This window comes from Micromonospora sp. DT62, assembly GCF_049847285.1.
Lineage (GTDB): Bacteria > Actinomycetota > Actinomycetes > Mycobacteriales > Micromonosporaceae > Micromonospora > Micromonospora reichwaldensis.
The window spans coordinates 26,179-48,644 of record NZ_JBNCOB010000037.1; the positions used below are offsets into that span (position 1 = coordinate 26,179).

At 72.8% G+C, this 22,466-nt stretch carries 14 protein-coding genes; 7 read left to right on the forward strand and 7 right to left on the reverse strand.

Annotated features, from left to right (window positions below):
• Positions 1-47 precede the first annotated feature (47 nt).
• Positions 48-1,535 (forward strand): FG-GAP-like repeat-containing protein, encoded by a 1,488-nt coding sequence (locus ACPXCB_RS30045; protein WP_425879379.1) that lies wholly within the window; start codon positions 48-50, stop codon positions 1,533-1,535.
• A gap of 454 nt (positions 1,536-1,989) precedes the next feature.
• Here the strand turns inward: ACPXCB_RS30045 and ACPXCB_RS30050 are convergent, their stop codons facing one another.
• Together ACPXCB_RS30050 and ACPXCB_RS30055 are read right to left on the reverse strand one after the other, a co-directional pair.
• Complete coding sequence (locus ACPXCB_RS30050) at positions 1,990-3,366, reverse strand: FAD-dependent oxidoreductase (protein ID WP_425879352.1); 1,377 nt, start codon at positions 3,364-3,366, stop codon at positions 1,990-1,992.
• Between the two features lie 160 nt (positions 3,367-3,526).
• The gene (locus ACPXCB_RS30055) at positions 3,527-4,852 is read right to left on the reverse strand and encodes a flavin monoamine oxidase family protein (RefSeq protein ID WP_425879354.1); all 1,326 of its coding nucleotides are present in this window, start codon (positions 4,850-4,852) and stop codon (positions 3,527-3,529) included.
• A gap of 184 nt (positions 4,853-5,036) precedes the next feature.
• Between ACPXCB_RS30055 and ACPXCB_RS30060 the strand changes: the two genes are divergently transcribed.
• Complete coding sequence (locus ACPXCB_RS30060) at positions 5,037-5,567, forward strand: SRPBCC family protein (RefSeq protein ID WP_425879355.1); 531 nt, start codon at positions 5,037-5,039, stop codon at positions 5,565-5,567.
• Between the two features lie 136 nt (positions 5,568-5,703).
• Here ACPXCB_RS30060 and ACPXCB_RS30065 read toward each other — a convergent pair whose 3' ends face one another.
• A complete protein-coding gene (locus tag ACPXCB_RS30065; protein ID WP_425879356.1) occupies positions 5,704-6,540 on the reverse strand; it encodes a TIGR02452 family protein in 837 nt (278 codons plus the stop codon).
• Positions 6,541-6,646: 106 nt separating this feature from the next.
• Positions 6,647-7,870: a multidrug effflux MFS transporter gene (locus ACPXCB_RS30070; RefSeq protein WP_425879381.1), complete on the reverse strand. Its 1,224-nt coding sequence runs from the start codon at positions 7,868-7,870 to the stop codon at positions 6,647-6,649.
• Between the two features lie 325 nt (positions 7,871-8,195).
• On the opposite strand from ACPXCB_RS30070, the gene ACPXCB_RS30075 reads away from it, so the two are divergent.
• From ACPXCB_RS30075 to ACPXCB_RS30085, 3 genes are all read left to right on the forward strand, one after another.
• Positions 8,196-8,627, forward strand: coding sequence for an MmcQ/YjbR family DNA-binding protein (locus ACPXCB_RS30075; RefSeq protein ID WP_425879357.1), 432 nt, complete (start codon positions 8,196-8,198; stop codon positions 8,625-8,627).
• 245 nt (positions 8,628-8,872) lie between these two features.
• Positions 8,873-14,335, forward strand: coding sequence for a carboxyl transferase domain-containing protein (locus ACPXCB_RS30080; protein ID WP_425879359.1), 5,463 nt, complete (start codon positions 8,873-8,875; stop codon positions 14,333-14,335).
• A 153-nt stretch (positions 14,336-14,488) separates the two neighbouring features.
• On the forward strand, positions 14,489-15,544 hold the full coding sequence (locus tag ACPXCB_RS30085; RefSeq protein WP_425879361.1) for a hypothetical protein: 1,056 nt from the start codon (positions 14,489-14,491) through the stop codon (positions 15,542-15,544).
• Positions 15,545-15,563: 19 nt separating this feature from the next.
• Here the strand turns inward: ACPXCB_RS30085 and ACPXCB_RS30090 are convergent, their stop codons facing one another.
• Complete coding sequence (locus tag ACPXCB_RS30090; protein ID WP_425879363.1) at positions 15,564-16,010, reverse strand: response regulator; 447 nt, start codon at positions 16,008-16,010, stop codon at positions 15,564-15,566.
• 6 nt (positions 16,011-16,016) lie between these two features.
• Here ACPXCB_RS30090 and ACPXCB_RS30095 point away from each other — a divergent pair, with 6 nt between their 5' ends.
• A complete protein-coding gene (locus ACPXCB_RS30095) occupies positions 16,017-16,499 on the forward strand; it encodes a hypothetical protein (RefSeq protein ID WP_425879364.1) in 483 nt (160 codons plus the stop codon).
• Positions 16,496-19,351 (forward strand): ATP-binding protein, encoded by a 2,856-nt coding sequence (locus ACPXCB_RS30100; protein ID WP_425879365.1) that lies wholly within the window; start codon positions 16,496-16,498, stop codon positions 19,349-19,351. Before ACPXCB_RS30095 ends, ACPXCB_RS30100 begins: the two co-directional genes overlap by 4 nt.
• A gap of 205 nt (positions 19,352-19,556) precedes the next feature.
• Here the strand turns inward: ACPXCB_RS30100 and ACPXCB_RS30105 are convergent, their stop codons facing one another.
• Together ACPXCB_RS30105 and ACPXCB_RS30110 are read right to left on the reverse strand one after the other, a co-directional pair.
• The gene (locus ACPXCB_RS30105; RefSeq protein WP_425879367.1) at positions 19,557-20,921 is read right to left on the reverse strand and encodes a PQQ-binding-like beta-propeller repeat protein; all 1,365 of its coding nucleotides are present in this window, start codon (positions 20,919-20,921) and stop codon (positions 19,557-19,559) included.
• Positions 20,922-21,051: 130 nt separating this feature from the next.
• A complete protein-coding gene (locus tag ACPXCB_RS30110; RefSeq protein ID WP_425879368.1) occupies positions 21,052-22,461 on the reverse strand; it encodes an ABC transporter substrate-binding protein in 1,410 nt (469 codons plus the stop codon).
• Between the last annotated feature and the right edge of the window lie 5 nt (positions 22,462-22,466).

Sequence of the window (22,466 nt, forward strand, 5' to 3'; positions counted from 1 at the left end):
GACCGGAGTCACCCATGTCACGGCATTCGAGGAGCAGGGTGCGTCGCATCCTGGTCTCCCTACTCACCCTGGTGGTCGGCGTACTGACGGGGGCGGTGGCCACGTCGTCCCCCGCGCTCGCGGCGCCGAACTTCAAGGCCCCGTTCCCGTGCGGCCAGCGGTGGACGTACGGACACCACAGCGCCGAGGTCCGGCTGGCCCTGGACTTCGTGCGGGCCGACGGAGGATCCACCGCCGGCACGCCGCAGCTCGCCTCCGCGGCCGGGGTCGCCCGGCGGTACTCGCAGCCCAGCGGCGCCGGAAACTACATCGTCATCGACCACGGCGGCGGGTGGACCACCTACTACTTCCACCTCAGCGCCTACTCCGTGCCCGACGGGGCGTACGTGCAGCAGGGCCAGCAGATCGGGACCACGGGCAGCACCGGCAACTCTTCCGGCGCGCACATCCACTACGAGCAGCTCTACAACGGCGTCGGGCAGACGATCATGATCAACGGGACGTCGCTGGCGCCGTATCCCGGCCAGTACAACCAGAAGTACCTGGTCAGCGACAACTGCGGCCCGTCCCCGTCGGGTGGTCGGTATCTGGCGGGTTCGCCCACGGACTTCACCGGCGACGGCCGCGACGACATCGTCGCCTTCACCCAGGGCACCCTCAACGACGTCTACGTCTCCACCTCCACCGGAACCTCCTTCGCCGGCACCTCCATCAAATGGAGCGACTTCTTCGGCCTCAACGGCGAAACCCTCCTCACCGGAGACTTCAACGGCGACGGACGCGACGACATCGTCGCCTTCACCCACGGCACCCTCGCCGACGTCCACGTCTCACTCTCCACCGGCACCAGCTTCGCCACCGGCCAAAAATGGCACGACTGGTTCGCCCCACACAACGAAGTCGCCGCAGTCGGCGACGTCAACGGCGACGGCAAAGACGACATCATCACCTTCACCCACGACACCAACGCCGACGTCTACGTCGCCCTCTCCACCGGAACATCGTTCACCGGCACCGCCGTGAAGTGGCACGAATACTTCTCCATCCCCGGCGAACACCCCGCCCTCGGCGACGTCAACGGCGACGGCAAAGACGACATCATCACCTTCACCCAAGGCCCCAACACCGCCGCCGACGTCATCGTCGCCCTCTCCACCGGCACCAGCTTCAGCGCACCCCAAAAATGGCACGACCTGTTCGCCGTCGGCACCGAACAACCCCGCGTCGGCGACATCAACGGCGACGGCAAAGACGACATCGTCACCTTCACCTGCGACACCAACGCCGACGTCTACGCCGCCACCTCCACCGGCACCACCTTCGCCGGCACCACCATCAAATGGCACGACCACTTCTGCCTCAACGGCGAATTCCCCTACCTCGCCGACGTCAACGGCGACAACAAAGACGACATCATCGTCTTCACCAAAGGCAGCACCAACGACGTCTACGTAGGACTCTCCACCGGCACCACCTTCAACCCCGCCACCAAATGGCACGACTACTTCGGCCTCAACGGCGAAACCACCCTCTGAGGTGGCTCTGGTTCCTGTGTCGCGGCTCCGGGGCGGGGGTGCCGGGTCTCGGACAGCCGTGGACCTGGCGGACTGACCGGGGCGGGGGCCTCCCGAGGCGACGTCGCCTCGGGAGGCCCCCGCGCTGCGGATCAGATGCCGCACGAGACCCTGGCGCCCCCGCCGGAGAGCAGGTCGCTTCGGGACCAGCCCGACACGCCGGTCGCGCGGTTGTGCAGGTAGGTCCAGCGGGCGCCGTCGTGTCCGGTTCGCCAGCAGCGGAACGTCGCGGTCTGGCCGGGCTGGCCCTGGCCGCGCGAGGTGCAGTCGGTGCCGGGCCCGGTGCGGATGTTGATGCCGGTCCCGGCGAACGTGCCGTTGACCTGCGGCTCGAAGCTGGCGATCCCCTGCGGGCAGGACGCCTGGGCCGGAGCGGCGACGGGACGCGGGCGGCCGGGGCGGGCGGACGGCGCGGTCAGCGGGCCCGTCGGTTGGCGCGCAGCGCGCCCAGGATCACGCCGGGGGTGGCCAGCGAGCGCGGGTGCGCAAGCATGGAGACGACCTCGTTGAAGCGCCGGGCGGTCGGCACGTCCGTGACGGTCGCCGAGACGATCTGCCTGCTGGCCCAGCTGGAGAGCCGGTAGCCGCGCGGGTAGGGCCCGTCGACGTGCGGCAGCGCCAGGTCGGCGGAGGTCGACATCGACCAGGCGACGTCGACCACGACCTTCTGCAGGGCGAAGAACCGGCGCGCGGGCGCGCCCAGATCCGGGCCCGACCGCAGGTACGCCGACAGGCAGGCCGCGTGCAGCGCCGCCGCCGTCATCCCCTGCCCGTACACCGGATTGAACGACGCGACCGCGTCGCCGACGCTGACGAGCCCGGCCGGCAGGCGCCTCAGCCCGTGGAAGTCCCGCCGCCGACTGTCGGCGTGGCGGTAGGTCCGCACCTCGCCGAGCATCTCGTTCGCGGCGACCTCGCCGAACTCCGGCGGGAACTGCTCCCGCAGCCGGCGCACGAAGTCGTCCGCGGTGCGCCCCGGGCGGTTGGCGCCGTAGCCGGCCATCATGGCCATCCACCGGCCGTCCTCCACGGCGAAGAACGCGGCGCCGGCCACGTCCGACGACATCCTCGCGGTGTGCAGTGCCAGGACGACCGTGGCCTCCGGTTCCGCCTCCGGGCGCCGGAACAGGGCGGTCGCGTAGTTGAGGTCCACGGTCATCCGCCGCAGGGCGGGCCGGTCCCAGCCGGCCTGCTCCAACCACTCGGAGAGCCTGCTCGAACGTCCCATCGCGTCCACCACGAGGTCACCCGACTCGACGCCCGTCGCCCCGCCGGTCTCGCAGTGGACGCCGGTGACCACGCCGCCGTCGCACACCAGACCCGTGGCGCGGGCGGTGACCGTCTTGACGTTGGGCAGCCGCAGCACCTGCTCGCGGATCAACCCCTCCAGGAGGGGCCGGGTGCCCGCCAGGCTGTCGGCGTCGTCGGGTACGACGACCTTCAGCCGGCCGTCGAGGTAGTTCCGCCTGGCCGCCGGTGGCGCCTCGACCGCCCCCTGGGCCACGGCCCGTTCGCGGAATCCCGGAAACAGGCGTTCGAGCTGGAGGAAGCCGCCGGGCAGCAGCGCGTGCAGCTGCGATCCCTGCGGCACGCCCGGCCGACCGCCGGTCACGTGTGGATCGTCGCGGTCGACGATGACGACGCTCTCCGCGTAGTCGGACAACACGCGGGCCGCCAGCAACCCGGCGACGCTGCCGCCGACCACGACGGCCCTGCCGATGACCGGGGACGGCTGGTCGGGCGGCCGCACCGCGTTCAGCGCGGCGAGGACCCGCGCCGGGGACGAGGACATCATGCTCTCCAAGGGGTACGAGGTGGGGGCGCCTTCCCGCATGCCTGCCAGCGACCGGTGCGTGGGCGGACCGGCGGGACGGACCGGTCGGCACGACGCCCGACGATCGTCGCACAGACATCGGCCACCTTCGAGCAGGTTCGCGGGGTGGCCGAGCGGGTCAGCAGCCCGTGCGCGCCAGGATCTCCGCAGCCGCCCGCTCGCCGGCCTCGATCGCCCCGTCCAGGTAACCCGCCCACCGGGTGGCGGTCTCCGTGCCGGCCCAGTGCACCCGTCCCACCGGCTGGCGCAGCTCCGGGCCGTAGCCGCACCAGGAGCCGGGGGTCGGCGCCCCGCAGAAGCAACCGCGCGTCCACTCGTCCGCCGACCAGTCGTACTCGACGAACTCCTCGGGCCGCCGGGCGGCCGGGCCGGCGACGGCGGCGAGGGCGTCGAGCAGGCGCGCCCTGCGGTCCCGCGGCGGCATCCGGCGCAGCGCGTTCGCCTCCGGTCCGTAGCTGAACGCGGTGAGCACCCCGCGCGGGGAGGCCGGGGTGCTGTTGTCCACCGTCTCGGTGACCGGCCCGGCGAGGCAGAACGCCACGCCGGAACGGCCGTCGCCGCGCCAGAACGGTTCCGGGTAGACCGCGTGCACCTTGATCGCCGAGCCCATCGGCATCCGCTGGGTGAGCGCGTCGCGCAGGGGCGGCAGCGGCGGGTCGTACCGGATGCGGCCGGCCAGCGTCGGCGGCACGGCGACCACCACCGCCTCCGCCTCGACGCGGTCGGTGTCGGTGTGCACGACCACGCCGGCACGGTCCTGCGCGATGGCCCGCACGGGCGCGGACAGCCGCACCGCGTCCGGGCCGAGGGCGGCGGCCAGCGCCTCGGCCAGCACCGGCGGTCCACCGACGATCCGGTCCTGCTGCGCGCCGCCGGCCATCGCGAGCAGCGCCCGGCTGCCGCCGCCGGAGCGCAGGTAGAACGCCAGTTGGAGCACGGAGATCTCGTCCGGGCCGGCGGCCAGCAGCCCGCCCGCGAGCAGCCGCCCGAGGTACCGGGCGGTGGCCGGGCCCGGCGCGGCCGTGCGCAGCCAGCCGGCCAGCGTCGTACGGTCCCACTCGGCGGCCTCTGCCCCCGCCCACGGCGCAGCCGGGTCGACCCGCGCGGCGTACGCGTCGAGCAGGTCGAGGACCCGCCCGGCGGCCTCGGGGGCTCCGGCGTGCCGGCCGTCGGGGAAGATCACCGGCGACGCGCCGTGCGCGGCGGACGGGAAGGTGGCGATCCCGTACCGGGCGAGGAGCCCGTTGACCCGGTCCTGGGTGGGGCCGACCCACTGGGCGCCCAGGTCGAGCTGGGTGCCGTCGGCCAGCCACCGGGTGAGCACCCGCCCGCCCACCCGGTCGCGCGCCTCCAGCACCCGCGTCCGCACCCCGGCGCGGGCGAGCGCGAGCGCGGCGGCCAGCCCGGAGAAGCCGGCACCGACCACGGCCACCTCGGTTCCCATGCGACGGCATACCCGTTTACGCCGCCGCCATGACCGGCACTCGCCATCGACCCGCGTGAGCGTGACGGGGCTGCGCGGTCGGCCCCGGAAGGGCCATCCTTGTCCGGTGCGGATGTCGCCCGTCCTACGGCGGTGGGTGCGGCGCGCGGACCGGAAGTCAGTGAAGGACACGAAGGAGGATGCCGTGCGCTACGTCGACGGCCCGGCGGTCGAGTGCGACCTGCACGTGGCAGCCGATCCCGCCCGGGTGTGGGAGCTGGTCACGGACATCGAGCTGCCCGCGCGGTTCAGTCCGGAGCTGCGCCGGGTGCGCTGGCTGGACGGCAGCCGGGGGCCGACGCTCGGCGCCCGGTTCGAGGGGCACAACCACCATCCGGCGCTGGGCGAGTGGCGCACCATCTCGCACATCGTGCGGTTCGACGAGCCGCGGGCCTTCGGCTGGGTCGTGCTCGACCCGGACAACCGCTTCGGCGGCGGCCCCACCGATCCCGCACAACCGGGTGCCACCTGGCAGTTCCGCCTCACGGCCGAGGACGGCGGGTGCCGGCTGTCCCACTCCGTGCGGATCGGCCCCGGCCGCACCGGGCTCAGCCTGGTCATCGACCGGGCCCCGGAAAACGAGGAGCAGGTCATCGCACGCCGGCTGGGCGCCCTGCGGGACGCCATGACCGGCACGTTGCAGGGCATCCGGGACCTCGCCGAGCAGCCACGCTGACCACGGCACCGGCGGGCTGAACGCGGGGGTGGGCTGGGCGGCGGTGGCGGACTGAACCCGTTGGCGGGCTGGGCGGCGGTGGCGGCTGCGCGGCCACCGCCGGGCCGGGCCTCGGCGCGGCGTCGGGCCGGACCGCTCAACCCCGACGGGCGTCGCCCGCCGGCCCCGGCGCGGAGGTGCCGAAACGTTCTGCGAACGCGCCGTACACGGGCGTACCCGACAGGTTGTCGCGGATGGCGAACACCACCCGGTCGAACCGGTCGACCACCCGCAGCGCGTCGGCGAAGGCGTCCGCCACCGTGGCGGGGTCGTTGCGGAACACGCCGCACCCCCACGCGCCCAGCACGATCGTCCGATGCCCGTGCGCGGCGGCCACCTCGAGCACCCGCCGCGCACGGCGGCGCAGCACCGCCGGCACGTCGGGGGCGTGCGCGGGCTGGTTGCGGACGATCGCGCCGAGGTTCGGCGCCGCGGCGGTGAGGAACGACGTCTGGTACGCCACGTCGAGCAGCTTGCCCTTGTCGTCGCGGAACACCGGCACCCGCGGGGAGTAGATGACCCGGTCGCTGTACCGCAGGTCGCGTTGGCCGCGGTGGAACGCGTAGAAGTCGGGCGCGGCGAGCAGGCACGGGTAGAGCGCCGACGATCGTGCGACGCTCTCCTCCTGCGCCTTCGCCCCGCCGAGGAACCCGCCGCCCGGGTTCTTGGCCGACGCGAACACCAGACACGCCGCATCCGGACCGAGCCGGCGGGCCGCCTGCAACGTCGACTCGTGCGTCACCTGGACGTCGCCGGCCCCGACCGGCGTGCCGCCGACGGTGAGCGTCCCGTCGGGAAGGTGGTGACGGGTGCCGGCGACCGCGGCCCGCACCTGCGCACCGATGACGACCTCGTCGCCGGCGCCGTTGCGGTACCGGCCCGACTCGGCGATCGCCACCGTCTGTCGGGCGATCTCACGAAGGCGGCTGCTCACCGGCGCACCCGGCGCATCCGCCGGCAGGGGGCGTACACAGCCAGCAGGCTAGGCCGCCACCCGTTCCGCCGACAACTGCTTTCCGCGCAGCGCGCGGCGGGCCCGCTCAGTGCGCTGCCAGGACCACCGCGTCCGACTCGAGGCCGGCGAGCCGGGACGGCCGCACGACGACGAACAGGACCGCCGTCGCCGCCAGCATGCCCCCCGCGACGACGACGGCCATGGCGACCGCGCCGGTGCCCAGGACGCCCACCAGGGGCGCGGCCAGCGCACCGACGCCGAACTGCACGGCGCCGAGCAGGGCGGAGGCCGTGCCGGCCGCCTCGCCGTGGCGGGACAGGGCCAGGGCCGGCGCGTTCGGCATCGCGAGGCCCGCCGCCGCGAGCACCACCCACAACGACACCAGCAGGCTCGGCAGCCCGCCGAACCCGGTCACGGCGAAGGCCAGCAGTGCCAGTCCGGCCACGCTCCCCGCGGCGAGGGCGACGACGAGGATCCGCTGCGGCGAGTGGCGGCGCAGCAGCCGCACGTTGAACTGGGTCGCCGCGATCAGCCCGACCGCGCCCGCCCCGAAGGCCAGCCCGAACTGCTGCTCGTCCAGGCCGTACTGGTCCTGGAAGACGAACGACGACCCGGCGACGTACGCGAACAGGGCGGCCATGGCCAGCCCGGCGACCAGGACCAGGCCCACGAACGTACGGTCGCGCAGCAGCGCGCCGTACACGCCGACCGTCGCGACCACGCCGCCGCGCCGGCGCCGCTCGGCGGGCAGCGTCTCGCGCAGGCCGAACGCGGCGACCACCACGAGCAGCACGCCGAAGGCGGCCAGCGCCACGAACACGCCGCGCCAGTCCGTCCAGCGCAGCAGCCCGCCGCCGAGGGTCGGCGCAAGGATCGGCGCCGCCCCCATGACCAGCAGCAGCCGGGAGAGCAGCTTCGCGAAGGCCGCACCGTCGAACAGGTCACGGACGACGGCCATCGCGACCACCGAGGCCGCGGCGACGCCGAGGCCCTGCACCACCCGCAACGCGCCGAGAACCGCGATGCTCGGCGCGACGACGCAGAGCAGCGACGCCACGACGTGCAGCGCGATGCCGGCGATCAGCGGCGCACGCCGGCCGACGGCGTCGGACAGCGGGCCGATCAGCAACTGGCCGAGGGCGAGGCCCGCCAGTGTGCCGGTGAGGGTCAACTGGACCGCCGCCGACGTGGTCTGGAATTCGTCGACGATCGTGGGAAGCGCGGGCAGATACATGTCGATGGTCAGCGGACCCACCGCGATCAGCGACCCGAGGACGAGGACGAGCCGCAGGCGTTGCCGGGGGCTCATCAGGTCACCGGGCGTCAGCGGGGCTGCCGGCCCCTTGGGGGCGTCGACGGCGGCCGTCATCGGCTCGCCGCCGACCGGTCGGTGCGCAGCCGGGCTGGAAAGAGTGCAGGAGTCACATCTGGCTCCAAATCCGGATCCGGTGATCTCATTCCCGCTCGGCGGCGAGGTAACGGAGTTCACAGTCGGGCGGCGGCGGTCGAACGGCGACCGGATCCGCCACGCGCAGGCGGGTCCCACCGGTCGGGCCCTCGCCGCCAGCACCATGTTGTCACCCGCGGCAGCTAGTCTGCGCGGGTGTGGGAGACGATGGTGCGGAGCGACCCCGATGGCTGACGCCGACGACGTCCGGCACCTGGCGTTGGCGCTGCCGCACGTGGTCGAGATCGACAGCGAGGGCTTCGACTTCCGGGTCGCCGACAAGGGGTTCGTCTGGTCCTACCCCGAGCGCAGACCCGGCACCTCGCGCCTGATCCGGACGGACGTCGCGGTGCTCTACGTCGGCGACGAGGCGGAGAAGCAGGCGTTGCTCCTCGGCGAGCCCGAAGTCTTCTTCAGCACGCCCGCGTACGAGGGGCTGCCCCTGGTCATGCTGCGGCTGGCGCAGGTGGACGTCGACCGCCTGACGGAACTCGTCACCGACGCGTGGCGGATGCGTGTTCCGGGCTCGCTCCTCGACGACCTCGACGGCACACCGGTCCCGGCTGAGGCCCCGTCGCGACACCGCGCTGAGGCCCCGTCGCGACCCCGCTCGACCTGAACCCGCCGGTAACACCTGCGCACCGCCGGCGCATCACCCTCCCACGAAGTGGACGGCCGCAACACATGCCGGGAAACGATGACGGTTCCGTCCGGCGTTTTGGCTGGTCAACGCCGCAACATCGTCCGTTCGCCGAACGGATTCGGACCCCTGACCTTTTGATCCACAGGCACGAGGGTGGACACTGCCGAAGGTGCCGCCGCGTCGCGGCCCGCGCATCATTGGTCTAAAGGAGGGCTCGGTCGGTGTTCAGTCGTGTCGCCATCGTCAACCGTGGTGAGGCCGCCATGCGGCTCATCCACGCCGTACGGGACATCGTCGCGGAGACCGGGACACGGATCGAGACCGTCGCCCTGCACACCGACGTCGACCGTACGGCCACCTTCGTCCGCGAGGCGGACCTGTCCTACGACCTCGGTCCCGCGTCCGCGCGCCCGTACCTCGACCTGAAGGTGCTGGAGCGCGCGCTGGTGGAGACCGGGGCCGACGCCGCGTGGGTCGGCTGGGGCTTCGTCGCCGAGGACCCGGCGTTCGCGGAGCTGTGCGAGAGGATCGGCGTCACCTTCGTCGGACCGAGCCCGGACGCCATGCGCAAGCTGGGCGACAAGATCGGCGCGAAGCTGATCGCCGAGGAGGTCGGCGTGCCGGTCGCGCCGTGGAGCCGCGGCGCGGTCGAGACCCTGGACGCCGCCCTGGCGGCGGCGGCCGAGATCGGCTACCCGCTGATGCTCAAGGCGACCGCGGGCGGCGGCGGACGCGGCATCCGCGTGATCACCAACGAGGCCGAGCTCGCCGACGCCTACGAGCGCACCAGCCAGGAGGCCGCGCGGGCGTTCGGCAGCGGCGTCGTGTTCCTGGAACGCCTGGTCACCGGCGCCCGGCACGTCGAGGTCCAGGTGATCGCCGACGGCCAGGGCACCGCGTGGGCGCTCGGTGTCCGCGACTGCTCGGTGCAGCGGCGCAACCAGAAGGTCATCGAGGAGTCGGCGTCGCCGGTGCTCGGTCCTGAGCAGACGGCCGAGCTCAAGACGTCGGCCGAACGGCTCGCCGTCGCGGTCGGCTACCGCGGCGCGGCGACCGTCGAGTTCCTCTACCACCCCGGCGACCGGCTGTTCGCGTTCCTGGAGGTCAACACCCGCCTGCAGGTCGAGCACCCGATCACCGAGTCCACCACCGGCTTCGACCTGGTCAGGGCGCAGCTGCACGTGGCCTCGGGCGGGCGGCTCGAGGGCGAGCCGCCGGCGGAGCGCGGGCACGCCATCGAGGCCCGGCTGAACGCCGAGGACCCCGACCGCGACTTCGCGCCCTCCCCCGGCCGCATCGCGCGGCTGGACCTGCCCGCCGGGCCGGGCATCCGCGTGGACACCGGCGTCAGCGAGGGCGACACCATCCCCGCCGACTTCGACTCGATGATCGCGAAGATCATCGCGTACGGGCGCGACCGCGACGAGGCGCTCGGCAGGCTGCGCCGGGCGATGGCGCAGACCACGGTGATCATCGAGGGCGGCGCGACGAACAAGAGCTTCGTGCTCGACCTGCTCGACCAGCCCGAGGTGATCGACGCCAGCGCGGACACCGGCTGGATCGACCGCGTCCGGGGCGAGGGCAGGCTGGTCACGCACCGGCACTCCGCCGTCGCGCTGGCGACCGCCGCCATCGAGGCGTACGAGGAGGAGGAGCGCGTCGAGCGGCAGCGGCTGCTGTCGACGGCGTTCGGCGGACGCCCGCAGGTGCAGCACGAGAGCGGCCGGCCGCTCGACCTCAAGCTGCGCGGCGTCGACTACCGCGTACGCGTCGCGCGGGTCGGCGCACACCGGTTCCGCGTCGGCGTCGAAGCGGGCGGCACCGTGCGCACCGCCGACGTCGAACTGGACCGCTTCGACCGGCACACCGGGCAGGTCGTCGTCAACGGCACCCGCTACCGCCTGCTCATCGGCACGCACGGGCCGATCCACCTGGTCGAGGTGGACGGCGTGGCGCACCGGGTCACCCGCGACGAGGGCGGTGTCCTGCGTTCGCCCAGCCCCGCGCTGGTCGTCGCCACGCCGTTGAAGGTCGGCGCCGAGGTCGAGGCGGGCGCGCCGGTGCTGGTGCTGGAGAGCATGAAGATGGAGACGGTGCTGCGGGCGCCGTTCAAGGCGCGGCTGAAGGAATGCGTCGTCTCCGTGGGCACCCAGGTGGAGACCGGCGCGCCGCTGCTGCGGCTGGAGCCGCTCGCCGACGACGCCGAGGCCGGGGAGACCTCGGTGACCGAGTCCGTCGAGCTGGACCTGCCCGAGGCGCCCGCGAGGATCCCGGCGCGGGAGCGCGCCACGCGCGGCCAGGAGGACCTGCGCAGCCTGCTGCTCGGCTTCGACGTCGACCCGCACGACGAGCGCCGGCTGCTCGACGACTACCTCGCCGCGCGCCGGGCGGCCACCGAGGACGGCCACCGGCCGCTGGCCGAGGAACTCGGCCTCATCGACGTGTTCGCCGACCTCACCGAGCTCAGCCGCAACCGGCCGACGGGCGAGGACGGCGGCGGCGCCGGCCACGTGCCGAGCGCCCGCGAGTACTTCCACACCTACCTGCAGTACCTCGACGTCGACCGGGCCGGGCTGCCGGAGACGTTCCAGGCCAAGCTCGCCAAGGCGCTCGGGCACTACGGCGTCACGGAGCTGGAGCGCTGCCCCGAGCTCGAAGCCGCCGTGTTCCGGATCTTCCTCGCCCTGCAACGCGCGTCCGCCGACGCCACGGTCGTCGCGACGCTGCTGCGCGCCTGGCTGCGGGAGCCGCCGCCGGACGAGTCGCTGCGCGAGCCCGCCGGTCTCGCGCTGGAGCGGCTGGTGGCCGCGACGCAGGTCCGCTTCCCGGTGGTCTGCGACCTCGCGCGCGGCGTGGTGTTCGCCTGGTTCGCCCAGCCGCTGCTGCGCCGCAACCGCGCCCGCGTCTACGCCGACGTGCGCCGGCACCTGCGCCACCTCGACGCGCACCCGGACGCGCCGGACCGCGCCGAGCGCGTCGCCGAGATGGTGCGCTCCACCGAGCCGCTGGTGCGGCTGCTCGGCCAGCGGCTCGTCCGCGACGACGTGGACAACGCGGTCATGCTGGAGGTGCTGACCCGGCGCTACTACGGCAACAAGGACCTCACCGGCGTACGCACCAGCGAGGTCGAGGGCTGCACGTTCGTGGTCGCCGAGCGGACGGGCTCGTGCGTGGTCTCCGCCGCCGTGGGCTTCGAGGCGCTGGGCAGCGCGCTGCGCGGCCTCGCCGAGCTGGCGGGCAGCCACGACGCCATCGACGCCGACATCTATCTGGCGTGGGAGAACCAACCGGCGGACTTCGACGCGATAGCCGCAGCGCTGCACGAGGTCGTCAACGCGCACCCGCTGCCGCACCAGGTCCGCAGGCTCACCACCACCGTCGCGGGTCGCAGCGGCGCGGTCATGCACCACCACTTCACCTTCCGGCCGTCGACCATCGGGATGATCGAGGAGCGGCTGATCCGCGGCCTGCACCCGTACATCGCGCAGCGGATGCAGATGGAGCGGCTGAGCAAGTTCGACCTCACCCGGCTGCCGTCGTCGGACGAGGAGGTCTACCTCTTCCAGTGCGTGGCGCGGGAGAACCCGTCGGATGACCGCCTCGTCGCGTTCGCGCAGGTGCGCGACCTGACCGAGCTGCGTGAGCACGACGGGCGGCTGGTGGCGCTGCCCACCGCCGAGGACGTCCTCGCCACGTGCCTCGACTCGATCCGTCGCGCGCAGTCGCGGCGGCCGTCGAGGAAGCGCTTCAGCACGAACCGGATCGTGGTCTACGTCTGGCCGCCGAGCGACCTCACCCGCGCTGAGTTGGAGATGATCGCCCGGCGGGTGCTGCCCACGACCGCGGGCGCCGGGCTGGAGGAGATCCTGTTCATCGCGCGGCAGCGCGACCGCCGGACCGGCGAGCTGACCAAGATCGCCGTACGCGTCTCGTTCGACGCCACGGGCGGCACCGCGCTGACCGTCGGCGAGCCGTCGGACGAGCCGGTCGAGCCGCTCGACGACTACCGGCAGAAGGTGCTGCGCGCGAGCAGCCGCAACGCGGTCTACCCGTACGAGCTGACCGGCCTGCTCGGCACCTTCGTCGAGCACGACCTCGACGACGACCACGCGCTGGTGCCGGTCGCCCGGCCGAAGGGGCGCAACAGCGCGGCGATCGTGGCGGGCGTGGTGACCACGCCGACCCGGCGGCACCCGCAGGGCGTCACCCGGGTCGTGCTGCTCGGCGACCCGACGAAGGCCCTCGGCGCGCTGTCGGAGCCGGAGTGCCGCCGCGTGATCGCCGCGCTGGACCTGGCTGAGCGGATGCAGGTGCCGCTGGAGTGGTACGCGCTGTCCGCGGGCGCCCGGATCTCCATGGAGTCGGGCACGGAGAACATGGACTGGGTGGCCGCGGCGCTCAAGCGGATCGTCGAGTTCACCCAGGACGGCGGCGAGATCAACATCGTGGTCGCGGGCATCACCGTCGGGGCGCAGCCGTACTGGAACGCCGAGGCAACGATGCTGATGCACACCAAGGGCGTCCTGGTGATGACGCCCGACTCGGCGATGGTGCTCACCGGCAAGCAGTCGCTCGACTTCTCCGGTGGCGTGTCGGCCGAGGACAACTTCGGCATCGGCGGCTACGACCGGGTGATGGGCCCGAACGGGCAGGCGCAGTACTGGGCGCCGAACCTGGCCGCCGCGCGGGACGTGCTGATGGCGCACTACGAGCACACGTACGTCGCGCCCGGCGAGCAGGGGCCGCGGCGGGCGCGGACGAACGACCCGGTCGACCGCGACGTCTCCGCCTTCCCGCACGTCGTGGCGGGCAGCGACTTCACCACCGTCGGCGAGATCTTCTCCGCCGAGACCAACCCAGACCGCAAGAAGCCGTTCGACATCCGGACCGTGATGCGGGCGCTCTCCGACCAGGACCACCCGGTGCTGGAACGGTGGGCGGGCATGGCCGACGCGGAGACCGTGGCGGTGCAGGACGTACACCTCGGTGGCATGCCGGTGTGCCTGATCGGCATCGAGTCACGGTCGGTGCCGCGGCGCGGCTTCCCGCCCACCGACGGCCCGGACACCTACACCGCGGGCACGCTGTTCCCGCGGTCGTCGAAGAAGGCCGCGCGGGCGATCAACGCGGCCAGCGGCAACCGGCCGCTGGTGGTGCTGGCGAACCTGTCGGGCTTCGACGGCTCGCCCGAGTCGATGCGCAATCTCCAGCTGGAGTACGGCGCCGAGATCGGCCGGGCGATCGTGAACTTCCGCGGGCCCATCGTGTTCTGCGTGATCTCGCGGTACCACGGTGGCGCGTTCGTGGTGTTCTCGAAGGCGCTGAACCCGAACATGACCGTGCTCGCGCTGGAGGGCTCGTTCGCCTCGGTCCTCGGCGGCGCCCCCGCCGCCGCAGTGGTGTTCTCCGGCGACGTCAACGCCCGCACCGCGGCCGACCCTCGCGTGCGGGAGTTGGAGGCCCGCGTCGCGGCGGCCTCCGGCACCGACCGCGCGGCGTTGACCGCGGAGCTCGACGAGCTGCGCTCGTCGGTGCGCGTGGAGAAGCTGGGCGAGGTGGCCGCCGAGTTCGACCGGGTGCACAACATCCGGCGCGCGGTCGAGGTCGGCTCCGTCGACGCCGTCATCCGCGCGGCGGAACTGCGCCCGCGCATCATCGACGCCATCGAGGGCCGCCTGCGCTGACGCGGCGACGCGCCACGGCGAGCTCCTCGCCGTGGCGCGTCACGCTGTCCGCCGCCGCTCGCCCTCCGGCGCCCTGCCGACCGTCGACCGGCAGCGGATATCGAGAAAATATGGCCGCCGACGTCAGCCTCACCGCGATGGACCGATCTCGCGGTGAGGCTGACGATCTTCATGGTCGATCTTGACGTCGTGGACCGCCTGCTCGGAGCACCGCCGGACCTGCCCACCTGGCGGGTCGCCGACATGGCCAACCGCAAGGGCATCCTCGCCACCTGGCTCTCGTCCGCGGTGGCCCGGGGCGTCGAGCTCAACGAGGCGGAGGGCGCGTACCTGCGCCGGTGGGAGCAACGCGTCGAGACCCTCCACGCGACCGGCGCCGAGCTGGCCGGCCGGTACGGGGCCACGGTCCTCAAGGGCCCGTGCATCGCCCGGCACTATCCCCGTGGGCTGCTGCGGCAGTCGGGAGACGTCGACCTGTTCGCCCCCAACCAGGACGTCCTGTGGTCCTGCGTACGGGATCTGGTCGACCGCTGGGGGGCCGTACCTCAGGCGGTCAGCATCCTGGAGGGGCTCGACGAGCCGCACGTCGGCGTGGCGATGAAGTGGCCCGCGGCCGAGCCGCACCTCGACAAGCCGATGGGCGCCGACGTCACCACGTTCACCTTCGCCGGCGACCTTCGTGGCGTCCCGGTGCGCGTCGCGCCGGTGGAACAGGACGACCTGTGCGGGCTCTTTGCCGTGGCCGAGGAGCGGTTCCAGCGCAAGTTCCGGATCAAGGACCTGCTGGACCTGCTGGTCCTGGCCGAAGCCCTGGAGCAGCGGCTGGGCGACGACCTGACCGAGGTGATCTGCGAGCACGCCGCACGCCTGGCACTCGCACCCGAGCTGCGTCAGCTCGTCGTCCGTACGGATGAGTGGGTGAGCGTGTCCGAGCGCTGGCGGCGCACCGCCGACGCGCTCAAGCCGCTGGCGCGCCGGGAGAAGGACACGCGCCGCCCCGGCCGGCAGGGCGTGCACCGGCTCAGTTTCGGATTCCCGCTCGACGAGCGGCCCGGCGCCGCCTCCCGCGTGGACGTCCACCGCAGGGCCGGCAGCAGCCTGGTGACGACGCCGGTCGGCACCTGCCTGCTGACAGAACGGCTGATCGTGAACGAGGACGAGCTGACGGACGCCCTCGAACACGCCCGGTCTCTGACCACCACCAGTTGAGAGGAGGTGCACAGATGCGTCACATCATCCTGGGTTCGTTCCGCGTCAAGCCGCGGCCGTCCGCCGCCGCCAAGTAGCAGGTAGTTCCAGTGTGGTCCCCGGCCGGTGCAGGCCGGGGACCACAACGTCGGGTCCCCAGCCGCGTGCTGACCGGACGCGGGCCCCGGTCGGTGCTACCGCAGGACGCCCGGGTCAGCTGCTCCAGCGTGACGTCCTTGAGCAGGTAGCCCCGCCCTCCGGCGCGCAGGGCGTCGAGGACGAGGGTGTCGTCGTCGAAGGTGGTGAGCACCAGCGCCGGCACGTCCGCCCCGCGCTCGCGGAGCCGTCGGAGGACCCAGATGCCGTCCCGCCGCGGCATGCGCAGGTCGAGCAGGACGACGCCAGGGCAGGCCCACGACCATGGTTGCCGGCACCGGCCGCGGTTCCGCCGGTGGCGGTGACCGTAGATGATGGAGCGATGACCCATCGTGGTGTGAGAATCGTGGGATGGACGGCCGGTGCGATCTGCTCGCTGGGTCTGGTCGGCCTCGGCGTGGTGTTCGTCCAGATCGGCGTGACGGCGGCCGACAAGTGGGCCAGCGCACTTGGGATCTTCGTCAGCGTGCTGGGTCTGGCGCTGTCGGTCCACACCGCGGCGTCGACCCGCAGGTCGATGTCGCAGGCCGGGGCCGGGCCGGGCGATCGGGTCGACAACACGATCCAGGGCGGTGAGTTCGCCCAGTCGGTCGTCCAGGCCCGCGACCTGACGATCGGGGGCCCGTCCTCGCCGTCCGCGACGACCGCGCCCGCCCTCACGTCCCCGGCGGCCGTCGCCGGTGCCGGCCGGGTGACCAACACGATCAGGACCGGAACGTTCCACGGTCCGGTCACCCAGGCTCGTGACGTCGGCCGGCAACCGCTCGACCCGCCGGTCCGCAACGACGAGGCCGGTCCGTCCCGGGGCGGGGTGGCGTGAAGGGTGACGGGTTCGGTCGCCGGCTCTTCGGCCGACGGGCGGGCGGGGCGACATCGAACACGATCACGGGCGGGGTGTTCCTCAACGCGGTGATCCAGGGTCACACCATCACCGTGACCCTGCCTCCGCAGGTCACCCCGGCCGGGTTGCCCCGGGCCGCGAAGTCCTTCACCGGCCGGGAAGCCGAGGTCGAGCTGCTGCTCAAGGAGCTGGCGCCCGGCGGAAGCGCCGGAGCGGGACCGGTCTCGGCAGTGGCAGGGCTGGCCGGGGTCGGCAAGACGGAGCTGGTCGTGCAGGTAGCCGCCCGGGCGCAACGGCAGCCGGGCTGGTTCCCCGGTGGAGTCCTGTTCGTGGACATGTTCGGCTACGACCCGCGACGACGACTGTCGCCGGGCGAGGCGCTGCTCGGCCTGCTGCAGGCGTTGGGCCTGCCCGGGGAGTACATCCCCGCCGAGGAGCAGGACCGGAGCCGGCTGTTCCGCAGCGTGCTGGCCGCCTACGCCGCACAGGACCGGCGGTTGCTGCTGGTCGTCGACAACGCTGCCACGGCCGCCCAGGTGACCCCGCTGCTGCCGAGCGACGACAGCACCGCCACGTTGATCACCTCACGGCACACCCTGGCGATCGGGGCCCGATTGCGTGACCTCGACGTGCTGGACGTCGATGCGTCCGTGCGGCTCATGGCCGACCAGTTGGAACAGGCGCGCGGCCCGGCCGACGCCCGGGTGCGGGACGAGCCACGGGCCGCCGCCGAGATCGCCGGGCTGTGCGCGGGTCTGCCACTGGCTCTGCACATCGCCGCCGGCCTGCTGGGCGACTCCGGTACCCGTACGCTGGCCTCCCTCGCCGAGGCGTTACGCGCCGCGCACACCCGGCTCGACCGGCTGAGCCGGGAGGACCGCGCGGTTCGCGCCGCGTTCGACCTGTCCTACCGGCAACTGAGCACCACCCAGGCCCGCCTGTTCCGGCTGCTGCCGGTCAATCCTGGCCCGGAGGTCGGGACCGATGCCGCCGCGTGCCTGGTCGACACCGATGTGCACCGGGCCGAAGCACTGCTGGAGGACCTGTCCCGGGCCCACCTCGTCGAGGCAGGCCCCAGCTGGGGGCGATGGCGGATGCACGACCTGGTCCGCCTCTACGCCGAGGAGCAGGCGGATGCGGCGGCCGGAGCCGATGTTCCGGATGCCGCCCGCGCCCGGCTGTTCACCTACTATGTCGCAGCCACCGCCGCCGCGAGTGCCCATCTGCAGCCGCCGCCGGTCGCCGCCGCGCTCGCCGCGCCCTCCGTCCCCGCGGACGCCGTAGCCCGGATCGAGACCATCTACGCCGCCGCCGGACAGGTGCGGCCACCCCCGGTCACGGTCACCTTTCCCACTCGGGTGGAGGCCCTGGCCTGGCTGGAGACCGAGCGGCCCAACCTGGTCGCCGTCTGCACGACTGCGGCAACGCACGGGCACCGCACGGCGAGCATCGCGCTGGGATCCCTCCTGCACGCGTTCCTGTCGTTCCGTCGACATCTGTCCGAGCTGATCACGCTCACCGACAGCTACCGCGCCCTATGTCGGCAGGCCGAGGACCGGCACGGCGAAGGCATGGCGCTGAGCAACCTCGGCCTGGCCCTGAACGAGGCGGGCCGGTCCGACGAGGCAGTCACCGCCCATACCCAGGCCGTCGAGCTCATCAGGGAGACCGGTGACCGACACGACGAAGGCATGGCGCTGAACAATCTCGGCCTGGCCCTGCGGGCAGTGGAACGGTTCGACGAGGCCATCATCGCCCACACCCGAGCGTTGGACATCTACCGTCAGATCGACGCCCGGCACAGCGAAGGCATAGCGCTGAACAATCTCGGCCAGGCCCTGCGGGCGGTGGGGCGGTGGGACGAGGCGGTCACCGCCCACACCCAGGCCGCCGAGATCTGCCACGAGACCCGCGACCGGCAGGGTGAGGGCATCGCCCTGAACAACCTCGGTGCGGACCTGCAGGAGTTGCAGCAGCACGAGCGGGCCATCACCGCGCACACCCGAGCCATCGACATCTTCCGCGAGCTCGACGACCGGCACCACGAAGCTGAGGGGCAGTACCACCTGGGCTCGGCGCTGCGGGCGGTGGAACGGTTCGACGAGGCGATCACCGCCCACACCCGGGCCGCCGCGCTCTTCGGCGAGAACGGCGACCGCCAGGACGAAGGCACGGCGCTGACCAACCTCGGCCTGACCCTGCGCAGATGCGGGCGGTGCGCCGAGGCGGCAACCGCCCACACTCGGGCCGCGAAGGCGTACCGTGAGGCCGGCGACCGGCGCGGTGAGGGCATCGCGCTGAGCAATCTCGGCGTGGCCCTGCAGGAGGCGGAACGGTTCGACGAAGCGACCGATGCCTACGAACAGGCTGTGGAGGCGTACCGCGAGGCCGGTGACCGGCAGGGTGAGGGCATCGCGTCGAACAACCTCGGCAACAGCCTGCGGGCGGCTCGGCGGTTCGAGGACGCGGTCACCGCCCATGTCCGGGCCGCCGGGATCCACCGGGCGACGGGCGACCGGCACCGCGAGGGTAGAGCGCTGATCAGTCTGTGCCTGGCCCTGCTCGAGACGAGGCAGGCGGACGAGGCGCGGCGCCGCTTTCGACAGGCGATCGAGGCGTTCACCGGCGTCGGCGAGAGCGAGAGCGCCACCATGGTGCAGCGGTGGCTCGACGATCTCCACCCGGGAACGATCCCGCTCCATGTCTTCCCGCCGGAGGTCCACCAGGTGGCGTTCGTCGTCCTGATGCGGCTCGCGATCGCCGACGCCAGGTCGGGCAGGTCGCTGCGGGGCGATCTCGGAGCCGCCCGGTCCGCGTCGGACGACACGTGAGGCGCCGCAGGGCCGCCGTCACCGGCACCCCTGTCCACCGGTCCCGCACAGCCGCCGATGCAGGTGTGCCGCGGGCTCGGCGTCGACCTCGGGCAACGTACGGGCGGCGCCAGCAGCTCAAGCCCTGGCACCGACCTCGACACAGGCCCTCGTGCGCGGCGGTGGTGGACGCGGCGGGCGGACCGGGACCGGCCCGCCGCGCCGGTCAGAAGACGTACAGGTCCAGTGCGATCCCGTCCGAGCCCCCGGAGTGGCTGACCGCGACCCAGTCGTCCCCGGCGCCGGCGAGCCAACCGGGGTACCGGCCGAGCTGGCGACCGGTCGACACGTCGTGGACGAGCACGACCGGTCGTTCCTGCACCGCGCCGCTGACCGCCACGAGGCGTCCGGTCACGCTCGACCGCCAGCTGGCCGAGGTGCCGGACAGTCCCGGGTCCGGCGCGCTCCACCGCGTCGCGCCGGTGGCCATGTCGAGCAGGGCCAGCTCGCCCTCGTCGGCGGTGCGCCGCACCAGCACGGACCGTTCGTCCCCGTCGATCGGTACGCCGGGGGCGACGCCCTCCCACTGCGTCCTGCCGGTCCGCAGGTCGACCACCTGCGGCCGGCCGGCGTCCGTGACCGCGACGAGCCGGGTGCCGCCCCCGATCAGGGTCAGCCCGCTGCGGTCGTGCGCCAGTCGCTTGGCACACTCGCCGTCCTCGCGTCGCCCGCTGAAGACCTCGCCGGACCAGCCTCCGGCGCCGGTGGCCGCGTCGACGGTGGCGATGCTGACGGTGCACCGCCGGTCGTCCCGGGGCGGATCGTGGTCGGTGGTCACCAGCAGGTTGCCGGCCACGAAGCCGTGCCAGGCCCGGCTCGGCAGGCGTCCGGCGCCGGCCTTGCCGGTGGTGGGCGCGACGCTCGTGTAGGTGCGCCCGTTCAGCCGCACCGACACGTACCGCTGGGTGGGCGCGGCGTACGGCGCGCGGACGCCGAGCGCCTCGTCGCTCACCCGGGCGAACCGGTCGGCGGGCAGTTTCCACAGTTGGCGACCGTCGCGGACGTCCCGGGCGATGACGACACACTTCGCGGACTGTCCGGTGCCGACGCACTCCCGGTCGTACACGACCTGCTGCTGCACGACGACGTCCTGGGTGTCCTCGGCCCGCCAGCGGGTGGCGCCGGTGGCCGCGTCGAGCACCTCCAGCAACCCTCCGTTGCTGGCGCTGAGCACGATCAGGTCGCCGGCGACCGCGTACTGGTAGGCCACCGGGAACGGGTGACGCCAGCGGTCCTGCCCCGTCAAGCGGTCCACCGCCCGCAGTTCCCGCCCGTCCGGCACGACGACGACCTGGCCGAGCTGCGTCAACGGCTGGTCGAGCCGCCTGGCCGTCACCGACCAGGTGGGCTCCGGGCCCTCCCCCTCCGCTCCGGTCCCGCCGCCACGCAGGCTCTCCTGGGTCACCGCGATCCCCGGCGCCGGCCGCTCGGGCGGCTCCGCCCGTGGCCCGGTGCAGGCGGCGAGCCCGACGAGCAGGCTCAGGGCTGCCCCTGCGACGCTCAGACGGGGCGGGCGGTGCGACGGTGACAACGGTCTCTCCCTCGATCGGTGGCAGAGCCCACCATAGGATCCGCCCGCACCCCACGACGTGGGGGTGGCAGCGGAGAAGGGCCAGTCCCGCCGGAACTGGCCCTTCTCGACGATCAGCGCGGTGCGGTGGTCAGCTGACCGACTTGTTGTAGCTGTCGATGGCGCCCTGCACGCTCGCCGCAGCGTCCTTCATGGCCTGCTCGGCCGGCTTGCTACCGACGATCGCCGCCTCGAGGCCGTCCTCGGAGGCCTTGCGGGCCTGCGGCATCACGCCCAGCAGACACCCGGCCGACGCGACCGACGGCGGCAGCGCGTGCAGCTGGTCGACGGCGGTGCGGAACTGGGGGAACTTCGCCATCCAGTCCTTGTCGATCTGCTCGTCGAGCGCCTTGGCGTTGATCGGCACGTACCCGGTGCTGGTGTGCCACTTGGCCTGCTCGACCGGGCCGGAGGCGAACTTCACGAACTCCCAGGCGGCCCGCTTCTCCTTGTCGTTGTGGCCGACGCCGTTGATCCACAGCGACGCGCCACCGATGATCGGTCCGCCCGTGGAGGAGGCGCTCACCTTCGGGTACGGGGCGGTGAGCACGGTGAACTTGCCCTTCGCGGCGTCGACGTAGCCGCGCAGCACGCTGGTGGACTCCAGGTGCATGGCGACCGTGCCCGACTTGAAGGCGGCCTGGGCGTCGTCGGTCTTGCGGCCGGTGTTCGTCGCGTAGCCGCCCTTCACCAGGTCCGTCCACCACTGCGCGACGCGTACGGCCGTCTCCTGGTCGAACTGCACCTTCGTGGCCAGGCCGCTGCGCCCGTTGCCCTTGTCGCAGTACTCCTTGCCGTCGGTGGCGAGCAGCTGCTCCACCAGCCAGCCGTAGATGGCGGCGTTGAAGCCGTACTGGACGGTCTTGCCGCTGGCGTCCTTGATCGTGAGCTTCTTCGCCAGCTCGCCGATCTCGTCGAGGTTCTTCGGCGGCTTCGTCGGGTCGAGCTTGGCCCGCTCGAACGCCTCCTTGTTGAGGTACAGCAGGGGCGTCGAGGAGTTGAACGGCATCGACCAGAGCTTGCCGTCGACCGAGTAGTAGCTGGCGATGTTCGGCTCGATGTCGCCGGCGTTGAAGCCGTCCTTCTCGATGAACTTGTGCATCGGCACGACCTGCTTCGAGTCGACCATGAAGCGGCTGCCGATGTCGTAGATCTGTACCAGGGCCGGCGTGCTCTTCTGCTGCACCGACGCCTTGTACTTCGCGATCGTCTCGTCGTAGCTTCCCTGGAAGACCGCCTTGACCTCGACCTTGCCGCCGCTCTGGGCGTTGAAGTCGGCCACGAGCTGGTCGACGGCGGTGGCGTTGGCCCCCTTCATCGCGTGCCAGAACTCGATCGTGGTCTTGTCCGTGGCCTTCGCCAGCACCTCGGCGCCGGGCGCGTCGAGCGCGCCGCTGCCGCCGTCGGTGCCGGACCCGGAGTCGCCGCAGGCCGTGAGCGCGGCGGCGGCCACGACGGCGACGAACGCCGCCGCGGTCCGGCGGAGCCGAGGTCTTCTCATTGGTT

What these genes read in the sequence shown, in the direction of transcription:
- ACPXCB_RS30050 (WP_425879352.1), bottom strand. Translation starts at nt 3,366, where the DNA reads ATGTCCTCGTCCCCGGCGCGGGTCCTCGCCGCGCTGAACGCGGTGCGG.
- ACPXCB_RS30055 (WP_425879354.1), bottom strand. Translation starts at nt 4,852, where the DNA reads ATGGGAACCGAGGTGGCCGTGGTCGGTGCCGGCTTCTCCGGGCTGGCC.
- ACPXCB_RS30070 (WP_425879381.1), bottom strand. Translation starts at nt 7,870, where the DNA reads ATGAGCCCCCGGCAACGCCTGCGGCTCGTCCTCGTCCTCGGGTCGCTG.
- ACPXCB_RS30075 (WP_425879357.1), top strand. Translation starts at nt 8,196, where the DNA reads ATGGCTGACGCCGACGACGTCCGGCACCTGGCGTTGGCGCTGCCGCAC.
- ACPXCB_RS30090 (WP_425879363.1), bottom strand. Translation starts at nt 16,010, where the DNA reads ATGGGTCATCGCTCCATCATCTACGGTCACCGCCACCGGCGGAACCGC.
- ACPXCB_RS30110 (WP_425879368.1), bottom strand. Translation starts at nt 22,461, where the DNA reads ATGAGAAGACCTCGGCTCCGCCGGACCGCGGCGGCGTTCGTCGCCGTC.